Source organism: Streptomyces sp. CB03234 (assembly GCF_001905885.1).
Lineage (GTDB): Bacteria > Actinomycetota > Actinomycetes > Streptomycetales > Streptomycetaceae > Streptomyces.
Map to the genome: position 1 here is coordinate 196,471 of NZ_LIYH01000003.1, position 26,466 is coordinate 222,936.

Here is a 26,466-nt window from a genome sequence, read left to right on the forward strand (position 1 = left end):
CCCTTCGTTCCCGGACCGGTCAGGCGGTCAGGCGTTCAGCGCGGGGATGATCTCGGAGCCGTACGCGTCGATCGTCGCTTCCTTCGCGTCATGCATGTCGTACACCGCGAACTGGTCGACGCCCAGGGCCTTGAGCGCCTTGAGCTTCGCGATGTGGGCGGCCGGCGGGCCCAGCAGGCAGAAGCGGTCGACGATCTCGTCGGGGACGAAGTCGGTGGAGGGGTTCCCGGCGCGGCCGTGGTGGCTGTAGTCGTAGCCCTGACGGGCCTTGATGTACGAGGTGAGCGCCTCGGGCACCAGCCCGGAGTGCTCGCCGTACCGGCTCACCAGGTCCGCCACGTGGTTGCCGACCATGCCGCCGAACCAGCGGCACTGGTCACGCGCGTGCGCCAGGTCGTCGCCGACGTACGCGGGCGCGGCGACGCAGATGGTGACCGAGGCCGGGTCGCGGCCCGCCTCCTCGGCCGCCTTCCGCACCGCCTTGATCATCCACTCGGTCAGGAACGGGTCGGCGAGCTGGAGGATGAATCCGTCCGCCTTCTGTCCCGCGAGGGCGAGGGCCTTGGGCCCGTACGCCGCCATCCACACGGGCAGTTTCCCGTTCCGTACCCAGGGGATGCGCAGCGGCTGCCCGTCGACGACCGCTTCCCGGCCCTCCGCGAGGTCGCGGATGACGTCGATCGCCTCGCCGAGCCGGGCGAGGGTGTTGGGCTTGCGGCCGGCGACGCGCATCGCGGAGTCGCCGCGCCCGATGCCGCACACGGTGCGGTTGCCGTACATGTCGTTGAGGGTGGCGAAGGTGGAGGCGGTGACCTCCCACGTCCTGGTGCCCGGGTTGGTGACCATCGGGCCGACGATCAGTTTCTTGGTGTGCTCCAGGACGCGGCTGTAGATGACGAACGGTTCCTGCCACAGCACGGCGGAGTCGAAGGTCCAGCCGTAACGGAAGCCGTTGCGTTCCGCGCGCCGCATCAGGCCGACCACGGCGGAGCCGGGCGGGTCGGTCTGCAGGACGAGTCCAAAGTCCACTGTCCCGGCCTCCTAGTTCAGGTACTGGCAGGTGGAGCGGGGGGTGTAGACGCCGTGCCCGGCGCGGCCGGTGTAGGTGCGCCGGTCGATGACGACCCGGCCGCGCGACAGGACGGTCTCGACCTGCCCGGTGACGGTCTTCCCCTCGTACGCCGAGTAGTCGACGTTCATGTGGTGGGTGGCGGCGGAGATGGTCTGCTCGGTGTGCGGGTCGTAGACGACGACGTCGGCGTCGGCGCCGGGCGCGATGGTGCCCTTCTTCGGGTACAGGCCGAACATCCTGGCGGGCGCCGCGCAGGCGATCTCGATCCAGCGGCGGCGGCTGATGTGCCCGTCGAGGACGGCCTGGTGGAGGAGGTCCATCCGGTTCTCGACGCCGGGCAGCCCGTTGGGGATCTTGGAGAAGTCGCCCCGTCCGAGCTCCTTCTGGCCCGTGAAGCAGAAGGGGCAGTGGTCGGTGGAGACGACCTGGAGGTCGTTGGTGCGCAGGCCCCGCCACAGCGCCGCCTGGTGCTCGCGGGGCCTGAGCGGCGTACTGCACACGTACTTGGCGCCCTCGAATCCGGGCTCGGCGAGGTTGTCGGTGGACAGGAAGAGGTACTGGGGGCAGGTCTCGCCGAAGACGTCGAGGCCCTTGTCGCGGGCGGCGGCGAGTTCGGCGACGGCCTCCTCGGCGGAGACGTGCACCACGTACAGCGGGGCCCCGCCGGCGACCCGGGCAAGCTGGATGGCGCGGTGGGTGGCCTCGGCCTCCAGGAGCACCTTGCGGACCTCGCCGTGGTAGCGGGGGTCGGTCTCGCCACGGGCGAGGGCCTGTTCGACGAGGACGTCGATCGCGATGCCGTTCTCGGCGTGCATCATGATCAGCCCGCCGTTGACGGTGGCGCGCTGCATGGCGCGCAGGATCTGCCCGTCGTCGCTGTAGAAGACGCCGGGGTAGGCCATGAAGAGCTTGAAGGACGTGACGCCCTCCTCCACCAGCAGGTCCATCTCCTTGAGCGAGGACTCGTCGACGTCGGAGAGGATCATGTGGAAGGCGTAGTCGATGGCGCACTTGCCGTCGGCCTTGGCGTGCCAGGCGTCGAGGCCGTCGCGCAGGGCGTGGCCCCTGGTCTGGACGGCGAAGTCGACGATGGTGGTGGTGCCGCCCCACGCGGCCGCGCGGGTACCGGTCTCGAAGTCGTCGGAGGCGAAGGTCCCGCCGAAGGGCAGCTCCATGTGGGTGTGGGCGTCGACGCCGCCCGGGATGACGTACTTGCCCGTCGCGTCGATGGTCCGCTCGGCGGTCCACGACTCGGAGACGGTGGAGCCGTGGGCGGCGAGCGCGACGATGCGGCCGTCCTCTATCAGGACGTCGGCGTGGGTCTCGTCGGTGGCGGTGATGACGAGGCCGCCTCGGATGAGGGTGCGGGTGGTGCTCATGGCGTGGTTCGCCCCCTTGGGTCAGATGGAGCGCAGGGCCCGTTCGAGGATCGCGGCGCCCTCCTCGGCCTCGGCGACGGTCAGGGAGAGGGGCGGGGCGATACGCAGGACGCTGGTGTCGTGGCCGCCGCCCTTGCCGATGAGCAGCCCGCCCTCGCGGGCCGCTTCGAGGACGGCGGCGGCGGCTTGCGGGTGGGCCTCGTCCGAGCCGGGTTTCACCAGTTCGATGCCGATCATCAGGCCTCGGCCGCGCACTTCGCGTACAAGCGCGTTGCTCGCCGCGATGGCGCGCAGCCGTGCGATGAGCAGCCCGCCGACGCGCCGGGCGTTGCCCTGGAGGTCGTGTTCGAGGAGGTAGGAGAGGTTCGCGAGGCCGGCGGCCATGGTGATGGGTGAGCCGCCGAAGGTGGAGATGGAGTTGGCGTCCAGGCAGTTCATGACCTCGGCGCGGGCGACGACACCGCCGATGGACATGCCGTTGCCGATGCCCTTGGCGAAGGTGAGGATGTCGGGCGGGCCGCTCGCGGCGTGCGCCTGCCAGCCCCAGAAGTGCTCGCCGGTACGGCCCCACCCGGTCTGCACCTCGTCGGCGATCCACAGGATGCCCCGAGGGGCGAGGACCTCGCGGAACGCGGCGTACAGCCCGTCGGGCGGGGAGGTGAAGCCCCCGACGCCCTGGATCGGCTCGGCGATCAGCGCGGCGACGTCGGCGGTGTGCCCGAGCAGGTCTTCGAGGTCGGCGACGCACGCCTCGATGAACCGCGCGTCGGTCAGGTGCGCGTACGGTCCGCGGGTGCGGACGCCGCCGTGCACGTACAGCGTCTGGAGCGGCGAGAGGGTGGTCGGCGACCAGGAGCGGTTGCCGGTGACGGACACGGCGGAGAAGGACCGGCCGTGGTAGCTGTTGCGCATCGCGAGGATCTGGTTGGTGCGGCGGTACGCGGTGGCCAGCAGCAGGGCGGTGTCGTTCGCCTCCGTACCGGAGGTGGTGAAGAAGACGCGGGCGTCGGGGATGCCGGAGAGGTGCGCGACGCGCTCGGCGAGCTCCACCATGGGGCGGTTGAGGTAGAGGGTGGAGGAGTGGATGATCCGCCCGGCCTGTTCGGTGACGGCCTTGGTGACCTCGGGGAGGGCGTGGGCGGTCATGGTGGTGAGGATGCCGCCGAAGAAGTCGAGGTAGCGCTTGCCGGTCGCGTCCCAGACGTACCGTCCCTCGCCGTGGGTGATCTCGATGGGGTCCTGGTAGTAGAGCGAGACCCAGTCGGGGATGACGGCCCTGTGGCGGGCGTGGAGGTCGGTGTTCACGGTTGCACCAGCCCGTCGTACGCGTCGGGACGCCGGTCGCGGTAGAACGCCCACGTCTGCCGTACGTCGTCGATGAGACGGAAGTCGAGGTCGCGGACGAGCAGTTCCTCCTCCTTGTCGGAGGCGACGTCGCCGACGAACTGGCCGCGCGGGTCGACGAAGTAGCTGGTGCCGTAGAAGTCGTTGTCCCCGTACTCCTCCTGTCCGACGCGATTGATGGCGGCGACGTAGTAGAGGTTGGCGACGGCGGCCGCGGGCTGCTCCAGCTGCCAGAGGTGGGAGGACAGGCCGCGGTGGGTGGCGGAGGGGTTGTAGACCAGCTGGGCGCCGTTCAGGCCGAGTTGGCGCCAGCCCTCGGGGAAGTGGCGGTCGTAGCAGATGTAGACGCCGACGCGGCCGACGGCGGTGTCGAAGACCGGCCAGCCGAGATTGCCGGGCCTGAAGTAGTACTTCTCCCAGAAGCCCCTGACCTGGGGGATGTGGTGCTTGCGGTATTTGCCGAGGTAGGAGCCGTCGGCGTCGATCACGGCGGCGGTGTTGTAGTAGAAGCCGGGGCCGTCGACCTCGAAGACCGGCACGACGATCACCATGCCGGTCTCACGGGCCAGCTCCCGCATGCGCCGCACGGTCGGGCCGTCGGGGACGGGCTCGGCCCAGCGGTAGTGCTCCGGCTCCTGGACCTGGCAGAAGTAGGGGGCGTTGAACACCTCTTGGAAGCCGATGACCTTGGCGCCCTGCCGGGCCGCCTCCCGGGCGTGCTCCTCATGCTTGGCGATCATGGATTCGGTGTCGCCGGTCCAGGTCGCCTGGACGAGGGCGGCGCGCACGATGTGGGACATGAGCTGCTCCTTCGGCACGGCGTCAGAGAGCCTCTACGCACGTAGACGGGGTGCGTAGGAAGCGAACGTAAGCCTCGTCACATCCCTGGGCAAGACCGCCGCCATCAACCGCCGGAGTCGATCATGTTTCGTACCCGAGTGGTCCACATCGGCCAGGATGCGCAGCTTGTTGTTCAGGCTCCGGACAGGCCCGCGACGCGGAGGGCGTGCACCAGATCGCGCTCGTGCGACGGGGACGTGGCGGCGAGGGCGCGGGCGGCGGACAGCAGGTGCGGCACGAGGCGGTACGGCGCGTACGCGGCGAGGCGGGCGGCGTCCTCGGCCGTACGCGACCGGACGAACGCGTCGACCAGCGCCTGGGCCTCCTCGGGCCGGCCGGCCTCGTCCAGCGCCAGCACGGCGGCGGCCGTCTCGGCGGTCGGCCGGGCCACGCCCTGGCGCAGCAGCTGCCGGGCGTCCTGGTCCCGCCCGGCGGCCGTGAGCGCCCCGGAGAGGTCCACGAGCCGCTCGGGCGGGAGGGAGGCGGCCTCCCACAGGAGGGTGGCCCAGTCGGGGGCCAGGCCGGCCCGGTGGAGCTCGGCGGCGAGCAGGGGCAGCCGGGCGGCGGGCCAGGCGGCGGCCTCGCAGAGCAGGACGTGCGCCTCGCCGCCCCGGCCCTCGGCGCGGAGGCGCAGCAGGGCGGTGACGGTGTCGTGGGCGGCGCGGCGGGCGGCGTCATCCGGGTTCTCGTAGGGCTGTTGCGGTTTCGGCTGTTGTCGTTCTCGTTCGGGCCCGCCGTGTCCGGGGCCTTGGCCGGGGGCCTGTCCGGGGCCTTGGCCGGGGCCGCCTTGGCCGGGGCCGCCGCCGAAGCGGGCCCCGCGCGGGGCGGCGGCGGTGGGGGGCAGGTGCGGTACGGGATCGGGCTCGGGGGCGGCGTCCGGGAGGGCGTCCTCGTCCACGTCCTCGAGCCAGGCGTACCGGGCGCCCCGGGGGCGTTTCCTGGGCTTGGCGCCGGCGGCGGTACGGCTCCGCTCGCGGGGCGCGGGAGCCGGCGTTTCGGGGAGCGCCGCCAGGCGGGCGCCCAGCTCCTCGATCCGGGCCGTCGCCCTGGCATGGTCGTCGCGCACCCAGGCGAGGTCGTGGGCGAGCCGTTCCGCGTCCGGTGAGCCCTCCGGGACCGTCCCCAGCAGGGCAACCAGCTCCTCCCCGCGCCGCACCGCGCCCGCCTGCTCCCGCACCATCAGGGCGAGCCGCTCACGCAGCGCCTCCCGGCCGCCCGGGCGCCGGTCGTGCGCGGCGGCCGCGGCGGCGTGCAGGTGCCGTACCCGTACCGCCTCCGACTCCGGCAGGGTGCCGCCCCGCACGGCGGCGAGGTCCTGGAGCAGCGACTCGACCACGTCCCAGGGCGGTACCTCCGCGCCGTCGAGGCAAGCCCGCATCCCGTCGGGGTCACGCTGCCGGAAGACGCCGTACCAGCCGCCGCCCTCGTCGAGCACCGCGACCAGGCGCCCGAGGTGGCGCGCGAACGCCTCGACCTCCTCCGGGAGGTGATGCACCGTCATGTATGCCCCTGCCCACAGCCGACTGGAATCCTCCGGTCCGGAGGCATTCGACCTCAGCCGTGTTACGGGCGGGCTACGGGAGCTTTTCGGGCGTGAGTTTCACGGCGATGCCGATGTGGGGCCGCTTGCCGCGCCGCACCAGCGCCGCCGGAAGGTCGGCCAGCCAGAACTGCCAGCCGTATTTGCGCGCCAGCAGCTTGCGTACGCCCTTGAGGTCGTCCAGCAGCCGTGCCGTGCCCTCGGCGCGGGCGGCGCCGTCCGCCACGCGGCCGCGCATGTCGCACGCGGTGACGACGACCCGGCTGTCGCGGCGCAGCCGCTTGACCTTCCAGGAGTCGACGCGGGTCCAGACGTACAGTTCGTCGCCGTCCACCGCGTACCAGACCGGTGTGGCGACCCCCGTACCGTCCTTGCGGAAGGTGGTCAGGCTGACATAGCGGCCGTGCCGCAACCCTTCAGGTATCACGGCCGCGACCCTACTCCCCGAACGTCCTCGTACGCCGCCCTGGCCTCGGCGATACGTGACGCACGCGGTGTGCATCGGTCAGGAAGGCACCAGCGCGCACCGGGCGACGAGGTCGTCCATCGACAGGTCCAGCACCCCCGCCAGCGCCGCGACCGTGAAGAAGGCGGGGGTCGGGGCGCGACCCGTCTCGATCTTGCGGAGGGTCTCCGCCGAGAGCCCGGCGGCCGCCGCGATCTCGACCATGCTGCGCGGACCGCGCGCCTCGCACAGCAACCGACCGAGGCGCTCGCCGCGTTCGCGCTCTTCGGGGGTGAGGGGGGTTCGGACCATGAGCCCATACTAATACCGGTATAATAATTGGCATGGTGGAGATCAAGACCGACGCCTTCCTGGAGGCCATGCGCGCCTCGGGCCGCGTCGTCGCCGAGACCCTGGCGGCAGTACGAGGGGCGGCGGCCCCCGGAGTCACGCTCGGCGCGCTCGACGCCGCCGCGCGCGAGGTGCTGCGCGAGGCGGGCGCGGGCTCGCCCTTCCTCGGATACCGCCCACAGTGGGCGCCGGTGCCGTTCCCGGCGGTGATCTGTACGTCCGTCAACGACGCGATCGTGCACGGCGTACCGGACGGTTACCGGCTGCGCGACGGCGACCTCGTCAGCGTCGACTGCGGTGCCGTCCTGGACGGCTGGGTGGGCGACGCGGCGATCAGCTTCACGGTCGGGCAGGCACGCCCGGCGGACACACGGCTGATCGACACGGCGTACGAGGCGCTGGACGCGGGTATCGCGGCGGCGGTCGTCGGCAACCGCATCGGTGACATCTCGCACGCGATCGGCCGCGTGTGCCGCGCCGCCGGGTACGGCATCCCGGACGGGTTCGGCGGCCACGGGGTGGGGCGCCGGATGCACGAGGACCCGGGCGTGCCGAACGAGGGCCGGCCGGGTCGCGGGATGCCGCTGCGCCACGGCATGGTGCTGGCCATCGAGCCGATGCTGATCGCCGGCGGCGGCGACGACCACCGCACGGACCGCGACGGCTGGACGGTCCGCACCCTGGACGGCAGCCGCGCGGCGCACACGGAACACACGGTCGCGATCACGGACGAAGGGCCGCGTGTACTGACGGCGCTGTAGCCCCGGCGGGTCCCAGGGTCAGTAGAGGATGGACGGCAGGTACGCCCCGGCCGGCTCGCTGTAGAGGCCGATGGTCATCAGGCTCATGAGCTGCTGCACCTTGAGCCCGTTGCCGAGACACCACTGCAACAGGGCGCTGTTGCGCGCCGGTACGAGGATGCCGGGACCGCCGAAGGCGGGCGCGGCGGCGATGAGCGCCCGGACGTCCTCCGTGGTCTCGCCGACCGCGTGGGCGAAGAAGGACAGGTCCGTGGCGTATCCGGTGATCCGTCCGCCGTGCTCGGTCACGCGGGCGGTGCCCGCCTTGAGCGCGTCGACCAGCTCTCCGCCACGGTCGGCCCCGTGGACCCTCCGGCACAGGTCGTTGCAGGCCGCCAGGTCCGCGTCCGTGGCCGCACGCACCTCGTACCCCGGCACCGCCCCGCCGATGGGCGGGCCCTGCAGGCAGGCCACCGTCTCGCGGAACTCGAACCCGAGCCCGGCGTAGAGCGCGAACGACCGGCAGTGGTAGCCGCTCTGCAGCAGCCGGATGCCGGGCGCCTGGCGCTCGGCCGCCCGCTGCATCACATCGAGCATGAGCCGGCGCCCGATTCCGCCGTTCTGTACGGCGGGGTCGACGGTGATCGGCCCGACGCCGGCGACGGGTGACCGCTCGTCGAGGCAGTTGCTGCCCACGATCCGGCCGTCGAGTTCGGCCACCACGGTGTAGAAGCCGGGGTGGCCGAACACCATCCGGAACATCTCCGTGGCCGGTTCGACACCCGGTATGTCCGACCGGAACCCGTGCCCGCGGGCGATGCCGTCGAAGGCCTCGAAGCAGATCCTGCCGCACTCCTGGGCGTCCTGCGCTCTTCCGGGACGCAGTACGAGATCCACGATCGCCTCTCCTTCCGAACGGACGGCCCACCCGGGGCCAGAGCCTCCCTTTCCATCAAACGTGCCCGCCATGTCTGCGGCAATCCGGCCGCGAAGCGGTGGGAACCCGAGTCGTGCGCAACCCTTGACGCGCCCACCCGGCCCTCACATACTGGCGGCCAAATCGATTTGGCCACCACGATTCGTCCCCGTCTCGGGCGAGTCGCGGCCCAAACCCGAGCGAGCCGAACGGAGCTCGAACGTGTCCAGTCCCCATCCCACGCCCCGCGTCCCGTCCCCACCGCAGTCCGCCCCCGACCACACCGAGCCGGGCGCCCCGCCGACCCCCGACGCCCAGCTCACGTCCACGTCCACGTCCGAAGCCGGGTCCACGCCCACGCCCACGCCCACGTCCGAAGCCGGGTCCACGCCCACGCCCACGCCGTCGCCCGACTCGCCGCCCGAGTCCTTGACCGCGCCGGGCTCCGGACCGGCGCGCGGCACAACAGGCCCGGCGCTCCACCCCGGCGCCCCGGCCGACCCCGGCACCGACCCCCAGCAGGCCGAGCAGGCCGAGGAGGCCAAGGCGGCTCACGGCCCCGGCGGCCCGCCTCCCCAGGCTCCCCATCCCGTGGACGAGTCGCGGCCGCTCGGCCGGATCCTGCTCTTCGGGCTCCAGCACGTGCTGGTCATGGCCGCGACGCCCATCTCGGCGATCTTCCTGATGAGCGCCACGCTCCAGCTCGACCCCCGCCTGACGGTCGATCTGCTCTCGGCCGCGTTCATCCTGTCCGGGATCGGGTCCCTGATCCAGTCGCTCGGGCCGTGGAAGTTCGGGCCCAAGCTGCCGTTCGTGATGCTGCCCGGGGGCGCGCCGCTCATCCTGTTCCTGGCCATCGCCGAGCAGCACGGTCTGCCGACCGCCACCGGAGCGGTGATCATCACCGCCGCGTTCTACTTCGTCGTGCTGCCCGTCTTCTCCCGGCTGCTGGCGTTCTTCCCCGCCCTGGTCATCGGCACGATGATCGTGATCGTCGGCGTGAACCTGGTGAAGGTCGGGGCCGTGCTCGTCACCGGCCGGCCCGGCACGCCCGGGTTCGCCGACCCCACCAACCTGCTCCTCGGCATGGCGACGATCGGCTTCACCGTCGCGTTCTACTGGCTGTTCACGGGCGTGCTGCGCCAACTCGCCGTCATGCTCGGCCTGATCGCCGGTACGGTCCTCGCCTTCCTCCTCGGCGGCGTCGACTTCTCCACGGCCACCGAGGGCGGACTGCTGAACCTCCCCCAGGCCCTGCCCTTCGGTTCGCCGGAGTTCAGCCTGCTCGCCGCGCTGCCCCTGATGCTGTACAGCCTCGCCTCCATGGCGGAGGCCACCGGCCAGACGGTGATCAACGCGGAGGCGGTGGGCAAGGACATCGACAAGCGCGAGGACGTACCGAAGACCATCCGGGGCGACGCGCTCACCTCCCTCTTCGGCGGCTTCTTCGGCCTGCCGCTGATGGTCACCAGCGGCGAGAACATCGGCATCGTCCGCGTCACCGGCGTACGCAGCCGGTACGTCACCGCCGCCGCCGGAGTCGTCCTGATCGTCATCGGCTTCCTGGCCCCGATCACCCGGGCGATCAGCGTCATCCCGTCGGCCGTCGTCGGCGGCACGGCCATGGTGGTCTTCGCCGTCATCACGGTGCTCGGCGTGCAGATGCTCGGCCGGGCGGGGCAACTGGACCGCCACACCAACACCTTCATCTGCGCCGTAGCCCTCGCCCTGGGCCTGCTGCCCATCCTCATCCCCGGCGTCTACGGCGGCTTCCCGCCCAACGCCCGGATCCTCCTGGAGAGCGGCGTGGCCGTCGGCGCCACCACCGCTGCCGTCCTGAACGTCCTGTTCCACCACATCAAGCTGCCCCGGCCCCGTACCCGTACCGAAAGTGACCGATGAACGACCTGACCCCCGACCGCCTTCATCCCGACGGCGACGGACTCCTCCTCGCCCCCGACGCGGTGCTGACGCCCGACGGGATGAGGGACCACTACGCGGCCGTCGTCGCCGGTGACACCTTCCGCGCGGTCGGACCGGCCGAACGGCTGGCGCGGGAGCATCCGCACCTCACGCCCGTCCGGCTGCCCGGGCACGTCCTGATGCCCGGCTTCGTCGACGCCCACCACCACCTCACGCAGAGCTTCGGCGCCGCGCTGGCCTTCGGGGAGCCGTCGGAGATCTTCCGCCGGGTATGGGTGCCGCTCGAAGGGGCCCTGGACGAGGAAGCGGTGTACGTGGCGGCGAAACTGGCCGCCCTCGAATCGCTGCGCGGCGGGTTCACCACGGTCGCCGAGGCGGGCACCCGCGCACCCGTGGACGTGGAGCTGGTGGCCGCCGCCGCGCGGGACGCCGGCATCCGCTGCGTACTCGGCCTGGTCTGCAACGACGCGGACGGGGACACCGACACGGTGCTCGCGGCCGCCGAGAAGCACCTGACCCGGTACGGCGCCGAGGAGCTGATCCACCCGTCCCTCGCCGTGTCCGTCCCGGAGGCCGCGACCGCCGACACCCTGCGCCGCACCGCGCGTATGGCCGCCGAGGCGGGCGCGGTCGTCCAGATCCACGTCAACGAGCACCTGGCCGGCGTGGAACGCTCCCTGGTCCAGCACGGGCTGCGGCCGCTGGAGTACCTGTACGAAATCGGCGCCCTGGGGCCGCAGTTGCTGGCCGCGCACGCCACCCTGGTCACGCCCCGGGAGGTCACCCTGCTCGCCGACAGCGGGGCGGCCGTCAGCTACAACCCCGTGGCCAGCGCCTGGAAGGGCAACGCCGTCGCTCCCGCGACGACGCTGGCGGAGCGCGGGGTGCGGTTCGGGCTGGGCACGGACGGGACGCGGGGCGACGCGTTCCGGCTGGCCGACGCCGCCGAGTCCGCGCAGCGCCTCGCGTACGGGCTGGCCACCGGCGACTCGTCGTGCGGCGCCGGCTGGACGTGGCTGGACCGGGCCGCCCGGGGCGGCGCGGACGCGGTCGGGCTCGGCGCCCGTACGGGCCGGGTCGCCGAGGGCGCCGCCGCGGACTTCCTGCTCGTCGACGTGTCGGCGCCGGAGACGGCGCTGTCCTGGGACCTGCCCTGGGAGCTGGTACGGCGCGGCAACCGTGACCAGATCAGCGCCGTGTTCGTGGCCGGCCGGCTGCGCCTGTGGCGCGGGTGGCCGACCGGCTGGGACGGCCGGGCGCTGGTGCGGCGGGCGGCCGAGCTGGCCCAGGAGGTGATGCTGCGGGCGCCGGTGACCCGCGTCCACCCGAGGTCCACCGATGCGTGGGCGGCCTGCTCGTGAGTACGGAGACGATCGTCGTCCTCGCCGTCACGGTCGCCGTCGCGGCGTTCGTGCAGGGCGCGAGCGGTCTGGGCTTCGCCCTGATCGTCGCGCCCGTGGCGGGGCTGCTGGACCCGCAGTTGGTGCCCGTGTTCGTGCTGGCGTCGATGATCCCGCTCAACCTGTACGTCGCGTGGCGCGAGCGTGCCGCGCTGGACCTGCGGGGCGCGGGCTGGATCACGGCGGCGCGGCTCGCGGCCACCCCGGGCGGGCTGGTGCTGCTGTGGGTGATCCCCGATCGGCGGCTCGGCCTGTTCGTGGGCGTGGCGACCGTGCTGGCCGCGGTGGTGAGCCTGGCCGCGCCCGCGTTCACGCCGGGGCGGGCCGCGTATCTGGGCGCGGGGCTGGTCACCGGGCTCACGGAGACGGCGACCGGCGTGGGGGGCCCGCCGCTGGCGCTGGTGTACCAGCACCGGCCGCCCGCGGAACTGCGCGCCACGGTCGCCGTCTGCTTCCTCGTCGGCGAAGTGGCCTCGCTGGCCCTGTTGTTCGCCACGGGTCAGGGCAGCGCGGCCCAGCTGGGGTGGGCGGCCGCGCTGCTGCCTGCCCTGGCCGCGGGGGCGCTGCTGAGCCGGCTGGTGCACCAGCGGCTCGACGCGCGGCGGATGCGGCTGTTCGTGCTGCTCTTCGCGCTCGTCTCGGGGGCGGGGCTGATGCTGGGCCTGTGACGACGCGGGCGACCGCGCCCTGGCCCCTGCGGGCGGCCGCGCCCTGCCGGCCCTGCGGCGCCTGCCGGTGGGTGGTGGGGCGTGGCCCCTCCGGGCTCACCTCCTCGAGGCCGGCGGCCTTGGGTACATCGCAACGGGAGCCCAAGTGTCGCCGCCGACCTCTGCGGGGGCGACCCTGCACGGCCCACCCCGGTCGTACGCCGGGTGCGGGCCGGTCCGGGGCGGGCTCACGCCGGTGCCGTGGCCCGCAGTGACGAGGCCCGGGGCACGACGCACGGATCTGGCGCGGTGGTCAGGGGCGCGGTCGGCTCGCCGCGCAGCCGGCCGAGCAGCAGCTCGACGGCGTCGGCGGCGGCCCGGTCCAGGTGCAGGTCGACGGCGGTGAGCGGTGGCTCGCAGGTGCGGGCGCGCAGCCCGTCGTACCGGGTGACGACCATGATGTCGTCCGGGATCCGGCGGCCGCTGTCCCGGATCGCCCGGACGGCGCCGACCGCGAACGCGTCCACCAGCGCGCAGACGGCGTCGGTGTCCGGGTGGTCGGCGAGCAGGGCGGCGCAGGTGTCGTACCCGGCCTGCTCGCCGCCCTGTTCGGGTGCCGTGGCGACGACCGGCGCCCAGCCGTGCTCGGCGGCGGCGCGCTCGTACGCGACGCGGGCGTCGACGGCGGAGTGCCGGGACCCGGCGCCGATGAGCAGCGCCGGGCGCTGGGCGCCCTGCTCGCGCAGGTGGGCGAGCAGCAGGTCGACGACGAGTCCGCCGCGCAGGTCGACGTACGGGGCGTCGTCCCCTTCCGCCATGGGGCGCCCGAGCGCCACGTACGGCAGTCCGCGCTCGTGGAGCTGCGCCACGGCGGCGTCGTCCCGGTCGGGCTCGACGACGATGGCGCCGTCGATGTCCACCGAGTACAGCGCCGAACCGGACTGCACGGGCGGTACGAGCACGAGCGCGTACCCGTGCAGCAGGGCCCGCTCGGCGGCCGCGGCGGCGACCTCCATGTAGAACCCGAGCCGCGACGGCCCGCCGGCCACCGCGAACGGCATGGAGGAGGCCAGCGCGATGGCCTTGGCCTCGCCGCGCCGCAGCCGCTGCGCCCGCAGGTTGGGCCGATAGCCGAGCTCGGCGGCGACCTTCTTGATGCGCTCCCGCGTCCGGGGGTCGACCTTGCCGATCCCGTTCAAGGCGTGCGAGACGGTCGTCCGCGACACCGACGCGGCCCGCGCCACGTCGGCGATCGTGGGCGGCCGGGCTCCGGCACCGGAAGTGGCCATCTGCGTGGACGCTCCTCGCTCGCTGCTCGTGCTGCTGCTGACAGCCCCATCTTCGCCGACCGGCCCCGGCGGCCGGAAGGCGCGTCCCTGGTGCGAGGGGCTACGGCGTTCCGGCCGGGTGGACCACCATCGCCGAGCCGCCGCCCCGGCGGGTCTTCTCGGCGGCGGCGAGCCAGCGGCCGTCCGGGAGGCGTTGGACGCCGGTCGCGGCGCCGATTTCGGGGTTCTGGCGGAACGCGTGGCCCAGGGCTTCCAGCTCGGTGCGCAACGGGCTGTCGTAGAGCGCCGGTTCGAGTTCCGTGGTCGGCTGGTTGCGCTGGCTGGCGCGGGGGGCGGCGATCGCCTCGACGAGCGGGAGGCCGCGGTCCAGGACGCCGGTCAGGGTCTGGAGGACCGTCGTGATGATGGTGGCGCCGCCCGGGGAGCCCACGGCCAGGACGGGGCGGGCGTGGTGGTCCAGGACGATGGTGGGCGACATGGAGGAGCGGGGGCGTTTGCCGGGGCCCGGGAGGTTCGGGTCGTGGACCGCCGGGTCAGCCGGGGCGAAGGAGAAGTCGGTCAGCTCGTTGTTGAGCAGGAAGCCCCGGTCCGGCACGGTGATGCCGCTGCCGCCCGTCGACTCGATGGTCAGCGTGTACGCGACGACGTTGCCCCACGTGTCGGAGGCCGTCAGGTGCGTGGTGTTCTCACCCTCGTACGTCGTCGGCGCGGCCTTGCCGCCCGCCGCGCACGGCTGCGGATGGCGTGGGTCGCCGGGGGCGAGCGGGCTGGTGAGGACGGCGTCGTCGCGGATCAGGCAGGCGCGCGAGTCGGCGAAGCGCTGCGACAGCAGGCCCTTGACCGGGACGTCCTCGAAGGCCGGATCGCCGACCCACCGGCCCCGGTCGGCGAACGCGATCCGGCTCGCCTCGATGAACCGGTGCAGGTACTGCGCCTTGGACAGGGACGACAGGTCGGTGCCCTCCAGGATGTTGAGCGCCTCGCCCACGGTCGTGCCGCCCGACGAGGAGGGCGCCATGCCGTAGACGTCCAGGCCGCGGTACGACACCTTCGTGGGCTTGCGCCGCTCCGTCTCGTACCCCGCCAGGTCACGCTCCGTCAGGTCGCCGGGGCGGACGGTGCGGGTGGCGCCTTCCCGGACCGGCGGGTCCTGCACCGTGCGGACGATGTCGCGGGCCAGCTCGCCCTTGTACAGGGCCGCCACACCGTGGCGGCCCAGCTTCTCGTACGTACGCGCGAGGTCCGGGTTCTTGAAGACCGACCCGACGACGGGCAGGTGCCCGCCCGGCAGGAACAGCTCCGCCGAGTCGGGGAAGTCCCGGAATCGGGCCTCGTTGGCGGCGGTCTGCGACCGGAACGTGGCGTCGACCACGAACCCGTCCCGCGCCAGCCGCTCGGCCGGCTTGAGCAGGTCCCGCAGCGACTTGCTGCCCCATGCGTCGAGGGCGGTGTCCCAGGTGGCGGGGGTCCCGGGGGTGCCGACGCTCAGTCCGCTGGTCATGGCCTCCGCGAAGGGCAGGGGCTTGCCGTCCTCGCCGAGGAAGAGCGACGCGTCCGCGGAGAGGGGGGCCGTCTCGCGGCCGTCGACGGTGTGCACCTTGCGCGTCCTGGCGTCGTAGTACACGAAGTAGCCACCGCCGCCGATGCCCGCCGAGTACGGCTCGGTGACGCCGAGCGCCGCGGCCGTGGCGACCGCCGCGTCCACGGCGTTTCCGCCGCGCCGCAGTACCTCGATACCGGCGGCCGAGGCGTCGGGGTCCACGCTCGCGACGGCGCCGCCGTAGCCGACCGCGACCGGTTCCTTGACGGGTGTCGTCCGTTCCGTGGGTGGCGCCGCGGCCCCGGCCGAGAGGACCGTGGCGGCGACAGCGGCGAGCGAGACGTTACGTACGTGGGACCGACGCATCCGTGCCTCCAGTCAACGACCGTCCGCGCAGCCTAACTTCGCCGGCAGCCCCTCGCCAGGACCATCTCGAACAACGTTGTGCTCCCCCCGCTACCATGCGCGCCCATGTATGAAGACCTGCTCAACATCGCGCTCGGCGTGGTCGCCACCGGGGTCAGCGCGTCGCTCGGCTGGATCGCCCGCACCGCGCTGTGGCGCCGCAAGCTCCGCCGCAAGCAGGCCTTCTTCGGGTTGCCGGGGAACGCGGAGTGCCTGCTCGTCGTCAACCGCGACTCGGGCAGCGACGGCGCCGTCCGCCGCTTCGACGTGTTCGCGCTGCTCGAACTGGCCGCCCTCATCAAGGACTGCGGCGCCCACGCCCGCATCGTGCCGCACGACGTGGCGCAGCAGGGCTTCGGCGAACGTACCGAGTTCTGCCTCGGCGGGCCGTACTCGAACAGGCGTATGGCCGCGCACCTGGCCACCCTCCTTCCCGGCGTGAAGGTCGACGTGGGGGTGGAGCCGCGTCCGGAACGCGGCGCCTTCACGATCGGCTCCGAGGTCCATCCGCTGGACGCGGGCACGTCCGAGTACGTCATCCTCGCCCGGCTCACCGCCGGTGAGGGCGCCCGGCCCGTCTTCCTCTTCTGCGGTCAGCGCGCGATAACCAACCAGGCGGCCACCCGCTACCTGGTCCGGCACCACGAGAAGCTGGCGCGGACGTACGGACCCGACGGTTCCTTCGTGCTGCTGCTGAAGGTGGTCAATTCGCAGGCGTACGGTCCCGACGTCGTCGAATTGGTCGCGGATGTGACGCGTACGGCCCGGACGGCCGCGCCCGAAGCCGGTTAGAGCGCGTCACATCCGGGCACGGCCGGAAATTTCCGGCACTCGTCAGGCAACCCACGGCCTCCGATCGCCCTCTCCCCCAGGGACGTAAGGCCCCATCCCATCGGAGGTTTCCAGGTGACCCGCACACGCCCGCGCAGCCCCTTCCGCACCGCCGCCCTGGCCGGCACCGCGGTCCTCGCCGCGGCCGCCCTGACCGCGTGTTCGGGCGGTTCGGGCACCGCGAAGGCCGACGGGAAGGACGCCGAGCCGGACACGCGGATCTCGGTGAACCTCTCAGGGAAGCAGGCCGAGGCCGGCGAGCCGGTCCGGGTGACCCTCGCGGAGGGCAGGCTCCAGCAGGTCACCGTGACCGACTCCAGGGGCACCACGCTGGAGGGCGCCGTCTCCGCCGACGGCAGGACGTGGACCTCCGCCCGCAAGGCCGCCCCTGGCACCGCTTACACCGTCGAGGCGCGCGACACGGAGGGCGGGACCGCCAAGGCGGGCTTCGCCACGGCCGCACCGGACAAGGTGAACAAGCTGACGCTGGCGCCCGGCAAGAACACCACGGTCGGCATCGCCCACCCCCTGTCGATCGTGTTCGACCACCCGGTGAAGAACAGGGCCGAGGTGGAGAAGCACTTGAAGGTGACGACCTCGAACAACACGGTCGGCTCCTGGGGCTGGATGGAGGACTGGTCGGGCAAGGACCGGGTCGACTGGCGGCCCAGGGAGTACTGGAAGCCGGGCACCAAGGTCACCCTGCGGGCCGAGCTGAACGGCATCGACTCGGGGAGCGACGGCGGCTGGTTCGTCCGCGACTACACGACCAACGTGACCATAGGGAAGAACCAGCTGGTCAAGGTCGATCTCGACAACCACCGGCTGAAGCTGGTACGGGACGGCCAGGAGGTCAAGGACGTCCCGGTATCGGGGGGCACACCGGGCGGCGACAAGGCGTCGTGGCGGGGGAAGACCGTGCTGATGTCGAAGGAGGGCACGATCAACATGCGCTCCGAGACTGTCGGCCTGGGCGACGCGTACGACAAGATGGTCGACTACTCGATGCGGCTGACCTGGTCCGGGATGTACGCGCACGCGGCGCCCTGGAACGCCGCCTACATGGGCAGCGCCAACCGGAGCTCCGGCTGCATCGGCATGGACACCCCGGACGCCCGGTGGGTGTACGACCAGGTGCAGGTGGGCGACCCGTTCGAGGTGGAGGGCGCCGACGCCAAGGGCACGCAGGCGCCGAACAACGGGTACGGCGAGTGGAACCTGCCCTGGGCGGACTGGCAGGCGAAGAGCGCCCTGCGTTGACACGACGTCCAATAATCGTTACCAGCGCGTAACTTACCGACGGGTTACCTCCAGTAAGCCACCCGTGTTTTCCTTCGGTTCACCTTTCAAGCGTTGACCAACGATGGGGGAACGAACCGTGGGAAAGCGGCACACAGCCCTGCGTACGACGACGACCGGCGCCGTCTCGGCCGCCCTGCTGGCCGGGACGGCCCTGGGGGTCGCCCCCGGCGCCGCCGCCACCGGCACGACCGCCACCGACACGGCCGCCGGCATACGGTTCGTCGACATCGCCGGCGACGGCGGCACCGTACTGAAGGCCAACGTCATCACCCCGGCGGACTCCGACGGAACCCGCCGCTACCCGGTCATCGTGCTGCCCACCAGCTGGTCGATGCCGCAGATCGAGTACCTCGCCCAGGCGCGGAAGCTCGCCGACGCCGGTTACGTGGTGGTCAGCTACAACTCCCGCGGCTTCTGGCAGTCCGGCGGGAACATCGAGGTCGCCGGCCCGCCGGACATCGCCGACGCCTCCAAGGTCATCGACTGGGCGCTGGCCCACACCCCCGCCGACCCGGAGCGGATCGGCATGGCGGGCGTCAGCTACGGCGCGGGCATCAGCCTGCTCGCCGCCGGACACGACAAGCGCGTCAAGGCCGTGGTGGCCATGAGCGGCTGGGCCGACCTCATCGACTCCATCTACAGCGGCCGTACGCAGCACCTCCAGGCCGCCGCGATGCTCGGCGGCACCGGCTACCTCACCGGCCGCCCCAGCCCCGAACTCCAGCAGACCCTCAAGGACTTCCTCGCCTCCAACCTCGACAAGGAGGAGGAGATGATCGCGTGGGGCGCCAAGCGCTCCCCCGCCTTCGCACTGGAGAAGATCAACGCCAACGGCGCCGCGATCATGCTCGGCAACGCCTGGGGCGACACCATCTTCCCGCCCAACCAGTACGCCTCCTTCTACGAGAAACTCACCGGCCCCAAGCGCCTGGAGTTCCGGCCCGGCGACCACGCCACCGCGGAGGCGACCGGCCTGCTCGGCCTGCCCAACGACACCTGGACCAACGCCCACCGCTGGTTCGACCACCACCTCAAGGGCGTCGACAACGGCATCGACCGCGAGCAGCCGGTCCAGCTGAAGTCCCGCTCGACCGGCGGCTACGAGGGCTACCCCGACTGGAAGTCGGTCGGCGCGAACGAGCGCAAGATCGCCCTCGCCGACACGGAGACGGTGTACGCGAACGTCGACTCGGGCGCCAACGGCGGCATCATCATGCTCTCCAACGCCCTGGACCAGTTCCTCAAACTGCCGCCCATGGCCTCCATCCCGCTGCTCCCCAGGTCCTTCGCGGCCGTCTGGCAGTCCGAGCGGTACGACACCGCCCAGCGCGTCCGGGGGACGGCGAAGCTGCACACCACGGTCACCAGCACGGAGTCGAGCGGCACCCTCGTCGCGTACCTCTACGACGTGGGCCCGCTCGGCGTGGGCAAGCTGGTCAGCAACGCGCCGTACACCTTCCACGGCAAGACGCCGGGCCGGCCGTTCGCCGTGGACCTGGAGCTGTTCTCCACCGCCTACGACGTCCCGGCCGGCCACCGGCTCGCCCTGGTCGTCGACACCGTCGACCCGCTGTACATCGAGCACAACCCGTCCGGCGCGCGGCTGACCTTCTCCTCGCCGTCGTCCGACCCGTCATACGTGTCGGTCCCGCTGCGCGAGAAGTGATCTCCGGCCGCTGCCGGGCGGGGCTGGCCCATCGGGTCCGTCGGCACCCCGACTCGCCGCCGCGTTCCCTCCGCGTCTATCCCGGTGCGGAGGGACCCCCCGGCAGCAGCGTCCCTTGTTCGGCCGGTGCGACATCCACGGCCTCGGTCTTGGGACTGCGCCGCTGTCTCCTGGCCACCCAGGTGGCGAACCAGGAGAGCAGCATGCACATCCCGATGTAGATCGGTGAGATCACCAGCACCACGGGGATGAACGGCAGATCGTAGTCGAGGTTCGACGCGATCAGCTTGCCCGCGTGGAGGAACTCCTCGTAGGTGATGAGGAAGCCCAGTGACGTGTCCTTCAGGGCGACCACCAGCTGGCTGATGATCGCCGGGAGCATGGCGCGGACCCCCTGGGGGACCAGGACGTACGTCATGACCTGCGTCTTGCGCATGCCCAGCGAGTACGCCGCCTCCCGCTGCCCGCGCTCGACCGAGTTGACGCCCGCCCGGAACACCTCGGCGAGCACCGAGCCGTTGTAGAGCGTCAGTCCGGCGACCAGGGCGGGCAGCGGGTGCACCTTCAGCGCCACGAAGATGAAGAAGATCATCACCAGGACGGGCATGGCGCGGAAGAACTCGACGACCAGGGTCGCCGCCCACCGGAAGACCCGGTGCTCGGACAGGCGTCCGGTGGCGAGGACGGCGCCGAGCGCGAGCGAGAGGACCGCGGCGCAGGCGAACGCCTTGAGGGTGTTGCCGAGCCCGCGCAGCAGCAGTTCCTGGATGCCCTCGTAGGCGAAGGGGTTCCACTTGGCGTAGGTGAACTGGTCGGTGTCGAACAGGAGGTGGAGGACCCAGCCGACCAGCGCCACGATGAGGACGGTCGACAGGATGCCGTACGTGAGGTGCCGTTGCCGGGTCCGGGGGCCCGGGATGTCGTACAGAGCGGTTGCGCTTGTCATCGGGCGACTCCCCAGCGCTTCTCCATGATGTTGAAGACGGCGCTGATGGTGAGGGTGATGATCAGGTAGCCCAGGGCGATCCAGATGAAGGTCCAGATGATGCTGTAGCCCAGCTCGTTGAGGGTCTTGTAGGTGCCCAGCAGCTCGGTGACGCTGAACGCCCCGGCGATGGCGGAGTTCTTGGCGAGGGCGATGAGCGTGGAGCCGACCGGCGGGATGACGCCGCGGAACGCCTGGGGCAGGACGACGGCGCCGAGGGTCTGGCTGAAGGTCATGCCGAGGCTGCGGGCCGCCTCGCCCTGCCCCTTGGGGACGGTGTTGATGCCGGAGCGCAGTGCCTCGCAGACGAACGCGGAGGTGTAGCAGCCGAGCGCGAGCACCGCGAAGAGCGTGAAGGGCAGGACGAGGCCGAAGCGCGGCAGGCCGAGCAGGACGGCGAAGAAGAGCAGGGTGAGCGGGGTGTTGCGCAGCACGGTCACCCATACGGTGCCGAAGGCGCGCAGCGAGCCGACGGGGGCGACGCGGAACGACGCCATGAGGAAGCCGAGGGCTAGGGCGAGGAGGGAAGAGTAGACGGTGAGCTCGACGGTGCCGAGGAAGCCCTTGCCGTAGAGCGACCAGTTGTCTGTCAGTACGTTCATGGCCGGCTCCTCAGCTCGCCGGGTAGCGGACGATGGCGGGCGGCTCCGGGGCGGGTACGCCGGACAGGCCGAGGGTCGCGTCGTACGCCTTCTTCCAGTTGCCGTTCTTCTCGTTGGCCTCGATGGCGTCGTCGATGGCGAAGCGCAGCGCGTTGTCGGGGCGGGGGACGCCGATTCCGTACGGCTCCCTGGAGAAGGGCGTACCGACGACCTGGAGTTCCTCGGGGACCTTGGCCGCGTACCCGAGCAGGATGGTGTCGTCGGTGGTGACGGCGTCGACCTGGTAGGTGAGCAGGTTGTCCACGCAGATGGAGTAGGTGTCGTACGCGACGAGGTCGGCCCGCGGGTACTCGGCCTCGATCCGCTGGAAGGGTGTGGAGCCGGCGGCCGAGCAGACCCGCTTGCCGGCCAGGTCCTGGGGGCCCTTGATGTCCTCCTCGTCGGCGCGGACGAGGAGGGACTGACCGGCCAGGTAGTAGGGGCCGGCGAAGCCGACGAGCTTCTTGCGGTTGTCGTTGATGGTGTAGGTGCCGACGTAGTAGTCGATCTGGCCGTTCTGCAGGGCGGTCTCACGGTTGGCGGAGGCGATGGTGCGGAAGACGATGGCCGCCGGGTCGAAGCCGAGGTGGGCGGCGGTCATCCTGGCGATCTCGATGTCGAAGCCGGAGTAGCGGCCGCCGGCGGGGTCCTTCTCACCGAGGTACGGCTGGTCCTCCTTGGCGCCGACGATCAGATGGCCGCGCCGCTCGGCGCGGTTCCAGGTCGGTGAGTCCGGCAGCCGGAAGCCGGTCGCCACCCGGTACCTGGGGAGTTTCTCGGGTTGTGGGCCCTTGACGGGCGGGCTGCCGTCCTTGCCGCAGGCGCCGGCGGTGAGGGTGATGGCCAGGGCCAGGGCGAAGGCGGCCAGAGCGCGTCTCGTCCGCGTACCGTCTGTACGGTTCATCGTTCCGGGCACCCCCTGTCAGTGCTTGAGGATCTTGGAGAGGAAGTCCTTGGCGCGCTCGCTGCGCGGGTTGGTGAAGAAGTCCTCGGGGGTGCGGTCCTCGATGACGCGGCCGTCGGACATGAAGACGACGCGGTTGGCGGCCGAGCGGGCGAAGCCCATCTCATGGGTGACGACGGCCATGGTCATGCCGTCCCGGGCGAGCTGCTGCATGACCTCCAGCACCTCGTTGATCATCTCGGGGTCCAGGGCCGAGGTGGGCTCGTCGAAGAGGAGGGCCTTGGGGTCCATGGCGAGGGCGCGGGCGATGGCCACGCGCTGCTGCTGGCCGCCGGAGAGCTGGGCGGGGTACTTCTCGGCCTGGTCGGCGAGGCCGACGCGGTCCAGCAGCTCACGGGAGCGCCGGTCGGCGTCCTCCCTCTTGCGCCCCCGGACCTTGACGGGGGCCAGGGAGACGTTCTCCAGCACGGTCTTGTGGGCGAAGAGGTTGAACGACTGGAAGACCATGCCGACATCGGCACGCAGCCTGGCCAGGGCCTTCCCCTCCTCGGGAAGATCCTGCCCGTCGATGAGGATCCGCCCGGACTCGATGGCCTCCAGCCGGTTGACCGCCCGGCAGAGCGTCGACTTGCCCGATCCGGAGGGGCCGATGACGACCACGACCTCTCCGCGGCCGACGGTGAGGGTGATGTCCTGAAGGACGTGCAAGCTCCCGTAGTACTTGTTGACGCCACGCAGCTCGATCAACGGATCGACGGCCATACGCTGCCCTGCCCCATTCTCAGCTGTGTCGAGGTCAGCGCAAACTATCCAGCCCAAAAAGGGACTTCACACCCTCGACACGCATAAAGGCGGCATAAGCCGTATAACCACCCCAACCGGTACGCCCATGCCGCTAACCCTCGGCGGCCTCCGCGTACACCTGGGAAAGCTCCGGAGAACCGCTGATCGCCCAGTCCAGACCGGCCTCGACGACATGGATCTCCCGGCCGGAGACCAGCCGCACGACGGGGTGGCCGCCCGGCGTCAGGTGCCAGTGCGCACCCGGCACCGTCCGTACGATGACCGTACCGAGGTACAGGCCGGCGTCGTTGCCCAGCCAGGGCAGTTCCTCGGGGTCGTCGCGCCAGCGCGGCAGGAGCTGGTCGATGGCCTCCAAGGACCGGGGGGTGTCGTCCAGTTGGACCCCGAACTCCTGCACCCGGGAGCGCAGCAGGTCACACTCGGCGAGCATGTCGGCCACGCCCTCCGGGTCGCGCTCCACCGCGGAGGCGGCGTGCCCCCCGCCGTGCCGTTTACGCCAGGCGTCCAGGAAAGGGATGTTCATACCGCCCAGCGTCGCACTGAACCCGCCGGGCGCACTACAGGGCGCGCGCTACAGCGCTACACCTCGAGGTCGACGACGACCGGGGCGTGGTCGGAGGCGCCCTTGCCCTTGCGCTCCTCGCGGTCGACGTAAGCGTCCTTGACCGCGTCGGCGAACGGCTTGTTGCCGTACACCAGGTCGATGCGCATGCCCCGGTTCTTGGGGAAGCACAGCTGGCGGTAGTCCCAGTACGTGAACGGGTGGTCGTACTTCAGCGGGCGCGGCACCACGTCGGTGAGCCCGGTGTCCCGCAGCCCCGCGAGCGCGGCCCGCTCGGGCTCCGTGACGTGCGTGGAGCCCTCGAAGATGGCCCGGTCGAAGACGTCGTCGTCGGTCGGCGCGATATTGAAGTCGCCGAGCACCGCGAAGGGTCGGGGGCCCGCCGCGTCCTCGGCGACCGCGCCCTTGAGCGCCTCCAGCCAGCGCAGCTTGTAGGCGTAGTGCTCGTGGGCCACCTCACGGCCGTTCGGCACGTACACCGACCAGACGCGGGCCGGGCCACAGGTCGCGGAGATGGCCCGCGGCTCGGCCACGCCCTCGTACTCGGGCCCGCCCGGCAGGCCGTGGACGACGTCCTCCAGGCCTACCCGGGAGACCAGGGCCACGCCGTTCCACCGGCCGGTGGCGTGCACCGACGACTCGTAGCCGAGCTCGCGCAGCTCATCGGTGGGGAACTGGTCGGCGGTGCACTTGGTCTCCTGGACGCACAGCACGTCCGTGCCGCTGCTCTCCAGCCAGGCCAGCAGCCGGGGCAGGCGGGCGGTGATCGAATTGACGTTCCAGGTGGCGATGCGCATGGCCCACAGCCTAACGGGGGCCTCTGACAGCCGGCCCCGTTGTCCGAGGGCCGGCCGTCAGAGCTCCGTGGCGTCCCCGGGCGCCAGCCGGCCGTGGTCCGTGCCGCCCAGGCCGCCGATCTGACGGTCGTAGATCGGCCGGGCGAGGTCGGTGAGCAGTGCGTCGTGGATGTCGATGGCGCGCCGCGGCTTCACCTCGCGTACGTAGTCGATGACCTCGGAGATCTTGCTCCAGGGGGCCATCACCGGGAGCATCAGCGTCTCGACGGGGTGGTCGGGGACGGTGAGCGCGTCGCCGGGGTGGAAGACGGACCCGTCGACCAGGAAGCCGATGTTGGTGATCCGGGGGATGTCCGGGTGGATCACGGCGTGCAGCTCGCCGTGCACCTGGACCTCGAACCCGGCCGCGGTGAAGGTGTCGCCGTGGCCCACCGTGTGGACCCGGCCGGGGAAGGCCGCCGAGATCCGCTCCGCGACGCTGCGCAGCGTCCAGATCGCGGCGGCCGGGTTGGCCTCCAGGGCTGCCCTGAGCCGGCCCTCGTCGAAGTGGTCGGGGTGCTCGTGGGTGACCAGGACGGCGTCGGCGCCGAGCGCCGCGTCCTGCTCGCTGAACCCTCCGGGATCGACGACGAGCGTCCGCCCGTCCTTCTCCAGCCGCACGCACGCGTGGGACTTCTTGGTCAGCTTCATCAGGGCATCCTCTCCCTACACCTCGGGGGTGGTCTCCTCCAGGATCACCTGCTGGGCGACCTTGAACGCCGCGTTCGCGGCCGGGACGCCGCAATAGATCGCCGTCTGGAGGAGCACCTCCTTGATCTCGGCGGGCGACAGGCCGTTGCGGAGGGCGGCGCGGGTGTGGAAGGCCAGCTCGTCCAGGTGACCGCCGGCGACCAGCGCGGTCAGGGTGACGGCGCTGCGCATCCGGCGGTCCAGGCCGTCGCGGGTCCACACCTCGCCCCAGGCGTAGCGGGTGATCAGCTCCTGGAAGTCGCCGGTGAAGTCGTCGGCGCCGGCCATGGCCCGGTCGACATGGGCGTCGCCCAAGACCTCCCGCCGTACCTTCATCCCCGCGTCGTACGGGTCGGGCCGCCCGTCCGGGACGGGTGCGGTCGAGGCGGACGCGACCGCGCCGGGCGGTACGGCACCGGGCGGTACGGGCGCGGCGGCGTCGGCGGGCGGGACGGCGACCGGTGGTGCGGGGTGCGCGGCGGCCGGGGCGGCCGGGGCGGCCGGGGCGGCGAGGGCCGGGATCACGGGCGGCGCCGCGAGGGCCGTCATGCCCGTCGTCGAATCGGCCACAGCCTGCCACGACGTGGAGAAGTGCCGTACCAGCAGGTCGGTGACCGCCGCGGGCTGCTCCACGGGCGCGAGGTGCGACGCGCCGGGCACCACGGCGAGACGGGCGTCGGGGATGCCGGCCACCAGGTGGCGGGCCTCGGCGGGACCGGTGACGCGGTCCTCGGAGCCCACCAGGACGAGGGTGGGGACGCCCACACGGCCCAGGTCGGCACGTACGTCGAAGGCGGCGAGCGCCTCGCACGCGCCGACGTAGCAGCCGGCGTCGGTCGTGCGGACCATCTGCACGGCCCACTCGACGATGGCGGGCTGGGCGGCGGCGAAACCGGGCGTGAACCAGCGCTCGGGCGCGGTGCGGGCCATCGGGTCGAGGCCGTTGGTGCGGACGATCACGCCACGCTGGCGGAACTCGTCGGCGGTGCCGAAGCGGGGCGACGACGCGATCAGGGCGAGCGAGGCGAGCCGGTGCGGGGCGCGCAGTGCCAGGTCGGTGCCGATGGCGCCGCCGATGGAGCAGCCGGCGTACCCGAAGCGCTGAACGCCGAGTTCGTCGAGGGTGGCCAGCAGCCGGTCGGTGAGCTCGGCGACGGAGGTCGCGGGGTGCGCGGGGGCGCCGCCGTGGCCGGGCAGGTCGAAACGGATGACCCGCCACTGCCGGACGAGCTCGGGTATCTGCCGGTCCCACATGTGCCACGTGGTACCCAGCGAGGGACCCAAGATCAGGACTGGGGCGTCTTCTGGCCCGTCAAAGCGGTATTGAAGCGTATCGATCTTGGTCTCGCTCACGGGTTCACACCTTTGTCTGTCACGATCTGTCACACGCCCCCCTGCGAGACCTCCCCATGCC

At 71.9% G+C, this 26,466-nt stretch carries 25 protein-coding genes; 7 read left to right on the forward strand and 18 right to left on the reverse strand.

Features of this window, described 5'->3' with window-relative positions:
* Positions 1–27 precede the first annotated feature (27 nt).
* The 7 genes from AMK26_RS14080 to AMK26_RS14110 all read right to left on the reverse strand — a co-directional run bounded on the left by AMK26_RS14080 (position 28) and on the right by AMK26_RS14110 (position 6,932).
* Positions 28–1,029 (reverse strand): TIGR03842 family LLM class F420-dependent oxidoreductase, encoded by a 1,002-nt coding sequence (locus tag AMK26_RS14080; RefSeq protein WP_073754962.1) that lies wholly within the window; start codon positions 1,027–1,029, stop codon positions 28–30.
* 12 nt (positions 1,030–1,041) lie between these two features.
* Positions 1,042–2,451 (reverse strand): dihydropyrimidinase, encoded by a 1,410-nt coding sequence (gene hydA, locus AMK26_RS14085; protein WP_073754963.1) that lies wholly within the window; start codon positions 2,449–2,451, stop codon positions 1,042–1,044.
* Between the two features lie 21 nt (positions 2,452–2,472).
* Positions 2,473–3,756, reverse strand: coding sequence for an aspartate aminotransferase family protein (locus AMK26_RS14090; protein ID WP_073754964.1), 1,284 nt, complete (start codon positions 3,754–3,756; stop codon positions 2,473–2,475).
* The gene (locus AMK26_RS14095; protein WP_073754965.1) at positions 3,753–4,595 is read right to left on the reverse strand and encodes a nitrilase-related carbon-nitrogen hydrolase; all 843 of its coding nucleotides are present in this window, start codon (positions 4,593–4,595) and stop codon (positions 3,753–3,755) included. The genes AMK26_RS14090 and AMK26_RS14095 overlap by 4 nt, the downstream gene beginning before the upstream one ends.
* A 173-nt stretch (positions 4,596–4,768) precedes the next feature.
* Positions 4,769–6,136, reverse strand: coding sequence for a hypothetical protein (locus AMK26_RS14100; protein WP_073754966.1), 1,368 nt, complete (start codon positions 6,134–6,136; stop codon positions 4,769–4,771).
* A 73-nt stretch (positions 6,137–6,209) separates the two neighbouring features.
* Positions 6,210–6,602 (reverse strand): PPOX class F420-dependent oxidoreductase, encoded by a 393-nt coding sequence (locus AMK26_RS14105; RefSeq protein ID WP_073754967.1) that lies wholly within the window; start codon positions 6,600–6,602, stop codon positions 6,210–6,212.
* A 78-nt stretch (positions 6,603–6,680) separates the two neighbouring features.
* Positions 6,681–6,932: a helix-turn-helix domain-containing protein gene (locus tag AMK26_RS14110; protein WP_073754968.1), complete on the reverse strand. Its 252-nt coding sequence runs from the start codon at positions 6,930–6,932 to the stop codon at positions 6,681–6,683.
* A 32-nt stretch (positions 6,933–6,964) separates the two neighbouring features.
* On the opposite strand from AMK26_RS14110, the gene map reads away from it, so the two are divergent.
* The gene (gene map, locus AMK26_RS14115; protein WP_073754969.1) at positions 6,965–7,732 is read left to right on the forward strand and encodes a type I methionyl aminopeptidase; all 768 of its coding nucleotides are present in this window, start codon (positions 6,965–6,967) and stop codon (positions 7,730–7,732) included.
* Between the two features lie 18 nt (positions 7,733–7,750).
* On the opposite strand, the gene AMK26_RS14120 is transcribed toward map, so the two are convergent.
* Positions 7,751–8,608: a GNAT family N-acetyltransferase gene (locus AMK26_RS14120; protein ID WP_073754970.1), complete on the reverse strand. Its 858-nt coding sequence runs from the start codon at positions 8,606–8,608 to the stop codon at positions 7,751–7,753.
* A gap of 610 nt (positions 8,609–9,218) precedes the next feature.
* Here AMK26_RS14120 and AMK26_RS14130 point away from each other — a divergent pair.
* The 3 genes from AMK26_RS14130 to AMK26_RS14140 are packed head-to-tail and all read left to right on the forward strand — an operon-like array spanning position 9,219 to position 12,618.
* Positions 9,219–10,529: a uracil-xanthine permease family protein gene (locus AMK26_RS14130; protein WP_073755499.1), complete on the forward strand. Its 1,311-nt coding sequence runs from the start codon at positions 9,219–9,221 to the stop codon at positions 10,527–10,529.
* A complete protein-coding gene (locus AMK26_RS14135; RefSeq protein WP_073754972.1) occupies positions 10,526–11,911 on the forward strand; it encodes an amidohydrolase family protein in 1,386 nt (461 codons plus the stop codon). The genes AMK26_RS14130 and AMK26_RS14135 overlap by 4 nt, the downstream gene beginning before the upstream one ends.
* Positions 11,908–12,618 (forward strand): sulfite exporter TauE/SafE family protein, encoded by a 711-nt coding sequence (locus AMK26_RS14140; RefSeq protein WP_073755500.1) that lies wholly within the window; start codon positions 11,908–11,910, stop codon positions 12,616–12,618. The genes AMK26_RS14135 and AMK26_RS14140 overlap by 4 nt, the downstream gene beginning before the upstream one ends.
* Positions 12,619–12,845: 227 nt before the next feature.
* Here the strand turns inward: AMK26_RS14140 and AMK26_RS14145 are convergent, their stop codons facing one another.
* Together AMK26_RS14145 and ggt are read right to left on the reverse strand one after the other, a co-directional pair.
* Complete coding sequence (locus AMK26_RS14145; protein WP_073754973.1) at positions 12,846–13,886, reverse strand: LacI family DNA-binding transcriptional regulator; 1,041 nt, start codon at positions 13,884–13,886, stop codon at positions 12,846–12,848.
* Between the two features lie 100 nt (positions 13,887–13,986).
* Complete coding sequence (ggt, locus tag AMK26_RS14150; protein ID WP_073754974.1) at positions 13,987–15,792, reverse strand: gamma-glutamyltransferase; 1,806 nt, start codon at positions 15,790–15,792, stop codon at positions 13,987–13,989.
* Positions 15,793–15,897: 105 nt separating this feature from the next.
* Here ggt and AMK26_RS14155 point away from each other — a divergent pair, with 105 nt between their 5' ends.
* The 3 genes from AMK26_RS14155 (at position 15,898) to AMK26_RS14165 (ending at position 19,630) form a co-directional block, all read left to right on the forward strand.
* On the forward strand, positions 15,898–16,623 hold the full coding sequence (locus AMK26_RS14155) for a hypothetical protein (RefSeq protein WP_073754975.1): 726 nt from the start codon (positions 15,898–15,900) through the stop codon (positions 16,621–16,623).
* 114 nt (positions 16,624–16,737) lie between these two features.
* Positions 16,738–17,922 carry a L,D-transpeptidase gene (locus AMK26_RS14160; protein ID WP_073754976.1) on the forward strand — a complete coding sequence of 395 codons (1,185 nt, stop codon included), beginning with the start codon at positions 16,738–16,740 and terminating at the stop codon, positions 17,920–17,922.
* A gap of 103 nt (positions 17,923–18,025) precedes the next feature.
* Positions 18,026–19,630, forward strand: a complete 1,605-nt coding sequence (locus AMK26_RS14165; protein ID WP_198944063.1) for an alpha/beta fold hydrolase — start codon at positions 18,026–18,028, stop codon at positions 19,628–19,630.
* A 76-nt stretch (positions 19,631–19,706) separates the two neighbouring features.
* Here the strand turns inward: AMK26_RS14165 and AMK26_RS14170 are convergent, their stop codons facing one another.
* From AMK26_RS14170 to pcaDC, 8 genes are all read right to left on the reverse strand, one after another.
* Positions 19,707–20,576, reverse strand: a complete 870-nt coding sequence (locus AMK26_RS14170) for an amino acid ABC transporter permease (RefSeq protein ID WP_073754978.1) — start codon at positions 20,574–20,576, stop codon at positions 19,707–19,709.
* Entirely contained in the window at positions 20,573–21,217 is a 645-nt protein-coding gene (locus AMK26_RS14175; protein WP_073754979.1) for an amino acid ABC transporter permease, read from the reverse strand. Before AMK26_RS14175 ends, AMK26_RS14170 begins: the two co-directional genes overlap by 4 nt.
* A gap of 10 nt (positions 21,218–21,227) precedes the next feature.
* Positions 21,228–22,160: a glutamate ABC transporter substrate-binding protein gene (locus tag AMK26_RS14180; RefSeq protein WP_073754980.1), complete on the reverse strand. Its 933-nt coding sequence runs from the start codon at positions 22,158–22,160 to the stop codon at positions 21,228–21,230.
* 18 nt (positions 22,161–22,178) lie between these two features.
* A complete protein-coding gene (locus tag AMK26_RS14185) occupies positions 22,179–22,922 on the reverse strand; it encodes an amino acid ABC transporter ATP-binding protein (RefSeq protein ID WP_073754981.1) in 744 nt (247 codons plus the stop codon).
* A gap of 133 nt (positions 22,923–23,055) precedes the next feature.
* Positions 23,056–23,487: a DUF6278 family protein gene (locus AMK26_RS14190; RefSeq protein WP_073754982.1), complete on the reverse strand. Its 432-nt coding sequence runs from the start codon at positions 23,485–23,487 to the stop codon at positions 23,056–23,058.
* 56 nt (positions 23,488–23,543) lie between these two features.
* Positions 23,544–24,323 carry an exodeoxyribonuclease III gene (locus AMK26_RS14195; protein ID WP_073754983.1) on the reverse strand — a complete coding sequence of 260 codons (780 nt, stop codon included), beginning with the start codon at positions 24,321–24,323 and terminating at the stop codon, positions 23,544–23,546.
* A 57-nt stretch (positions 24,324–24,380) separates the two neighbouring features.
* A complete protein-coding gene (locus AMK26_RS14200; protein WP_073754984.1) occupies positions 24,381–25,013 on the reverse strand; it encodes an MBL fold metallo-hydrolase in 633 nt (210 codons plus the stop codon).
* Positions 25,014–25,028: 15 nt separating this feature from the next.
* Positions 25,029–26,405 carry a bifunctional 3-oxoadipate enol-lactonase/4-carboxymuconolactone decarboxylase PcaDC gene (pcaDC, locus tag AMK26_RS14205; RefSeq protein WP_073754985.1) on the reverse strand — a complete coding sequence of 459 codons (1,377 nt, stop codon included), beginning with the start codon at positions 26,403–26,405 and terminating at the stop codon, positions 25,029–25,031.
* Between the last annotated feature and the right edge of the window lie 61 nt (positions 26,406–26,466).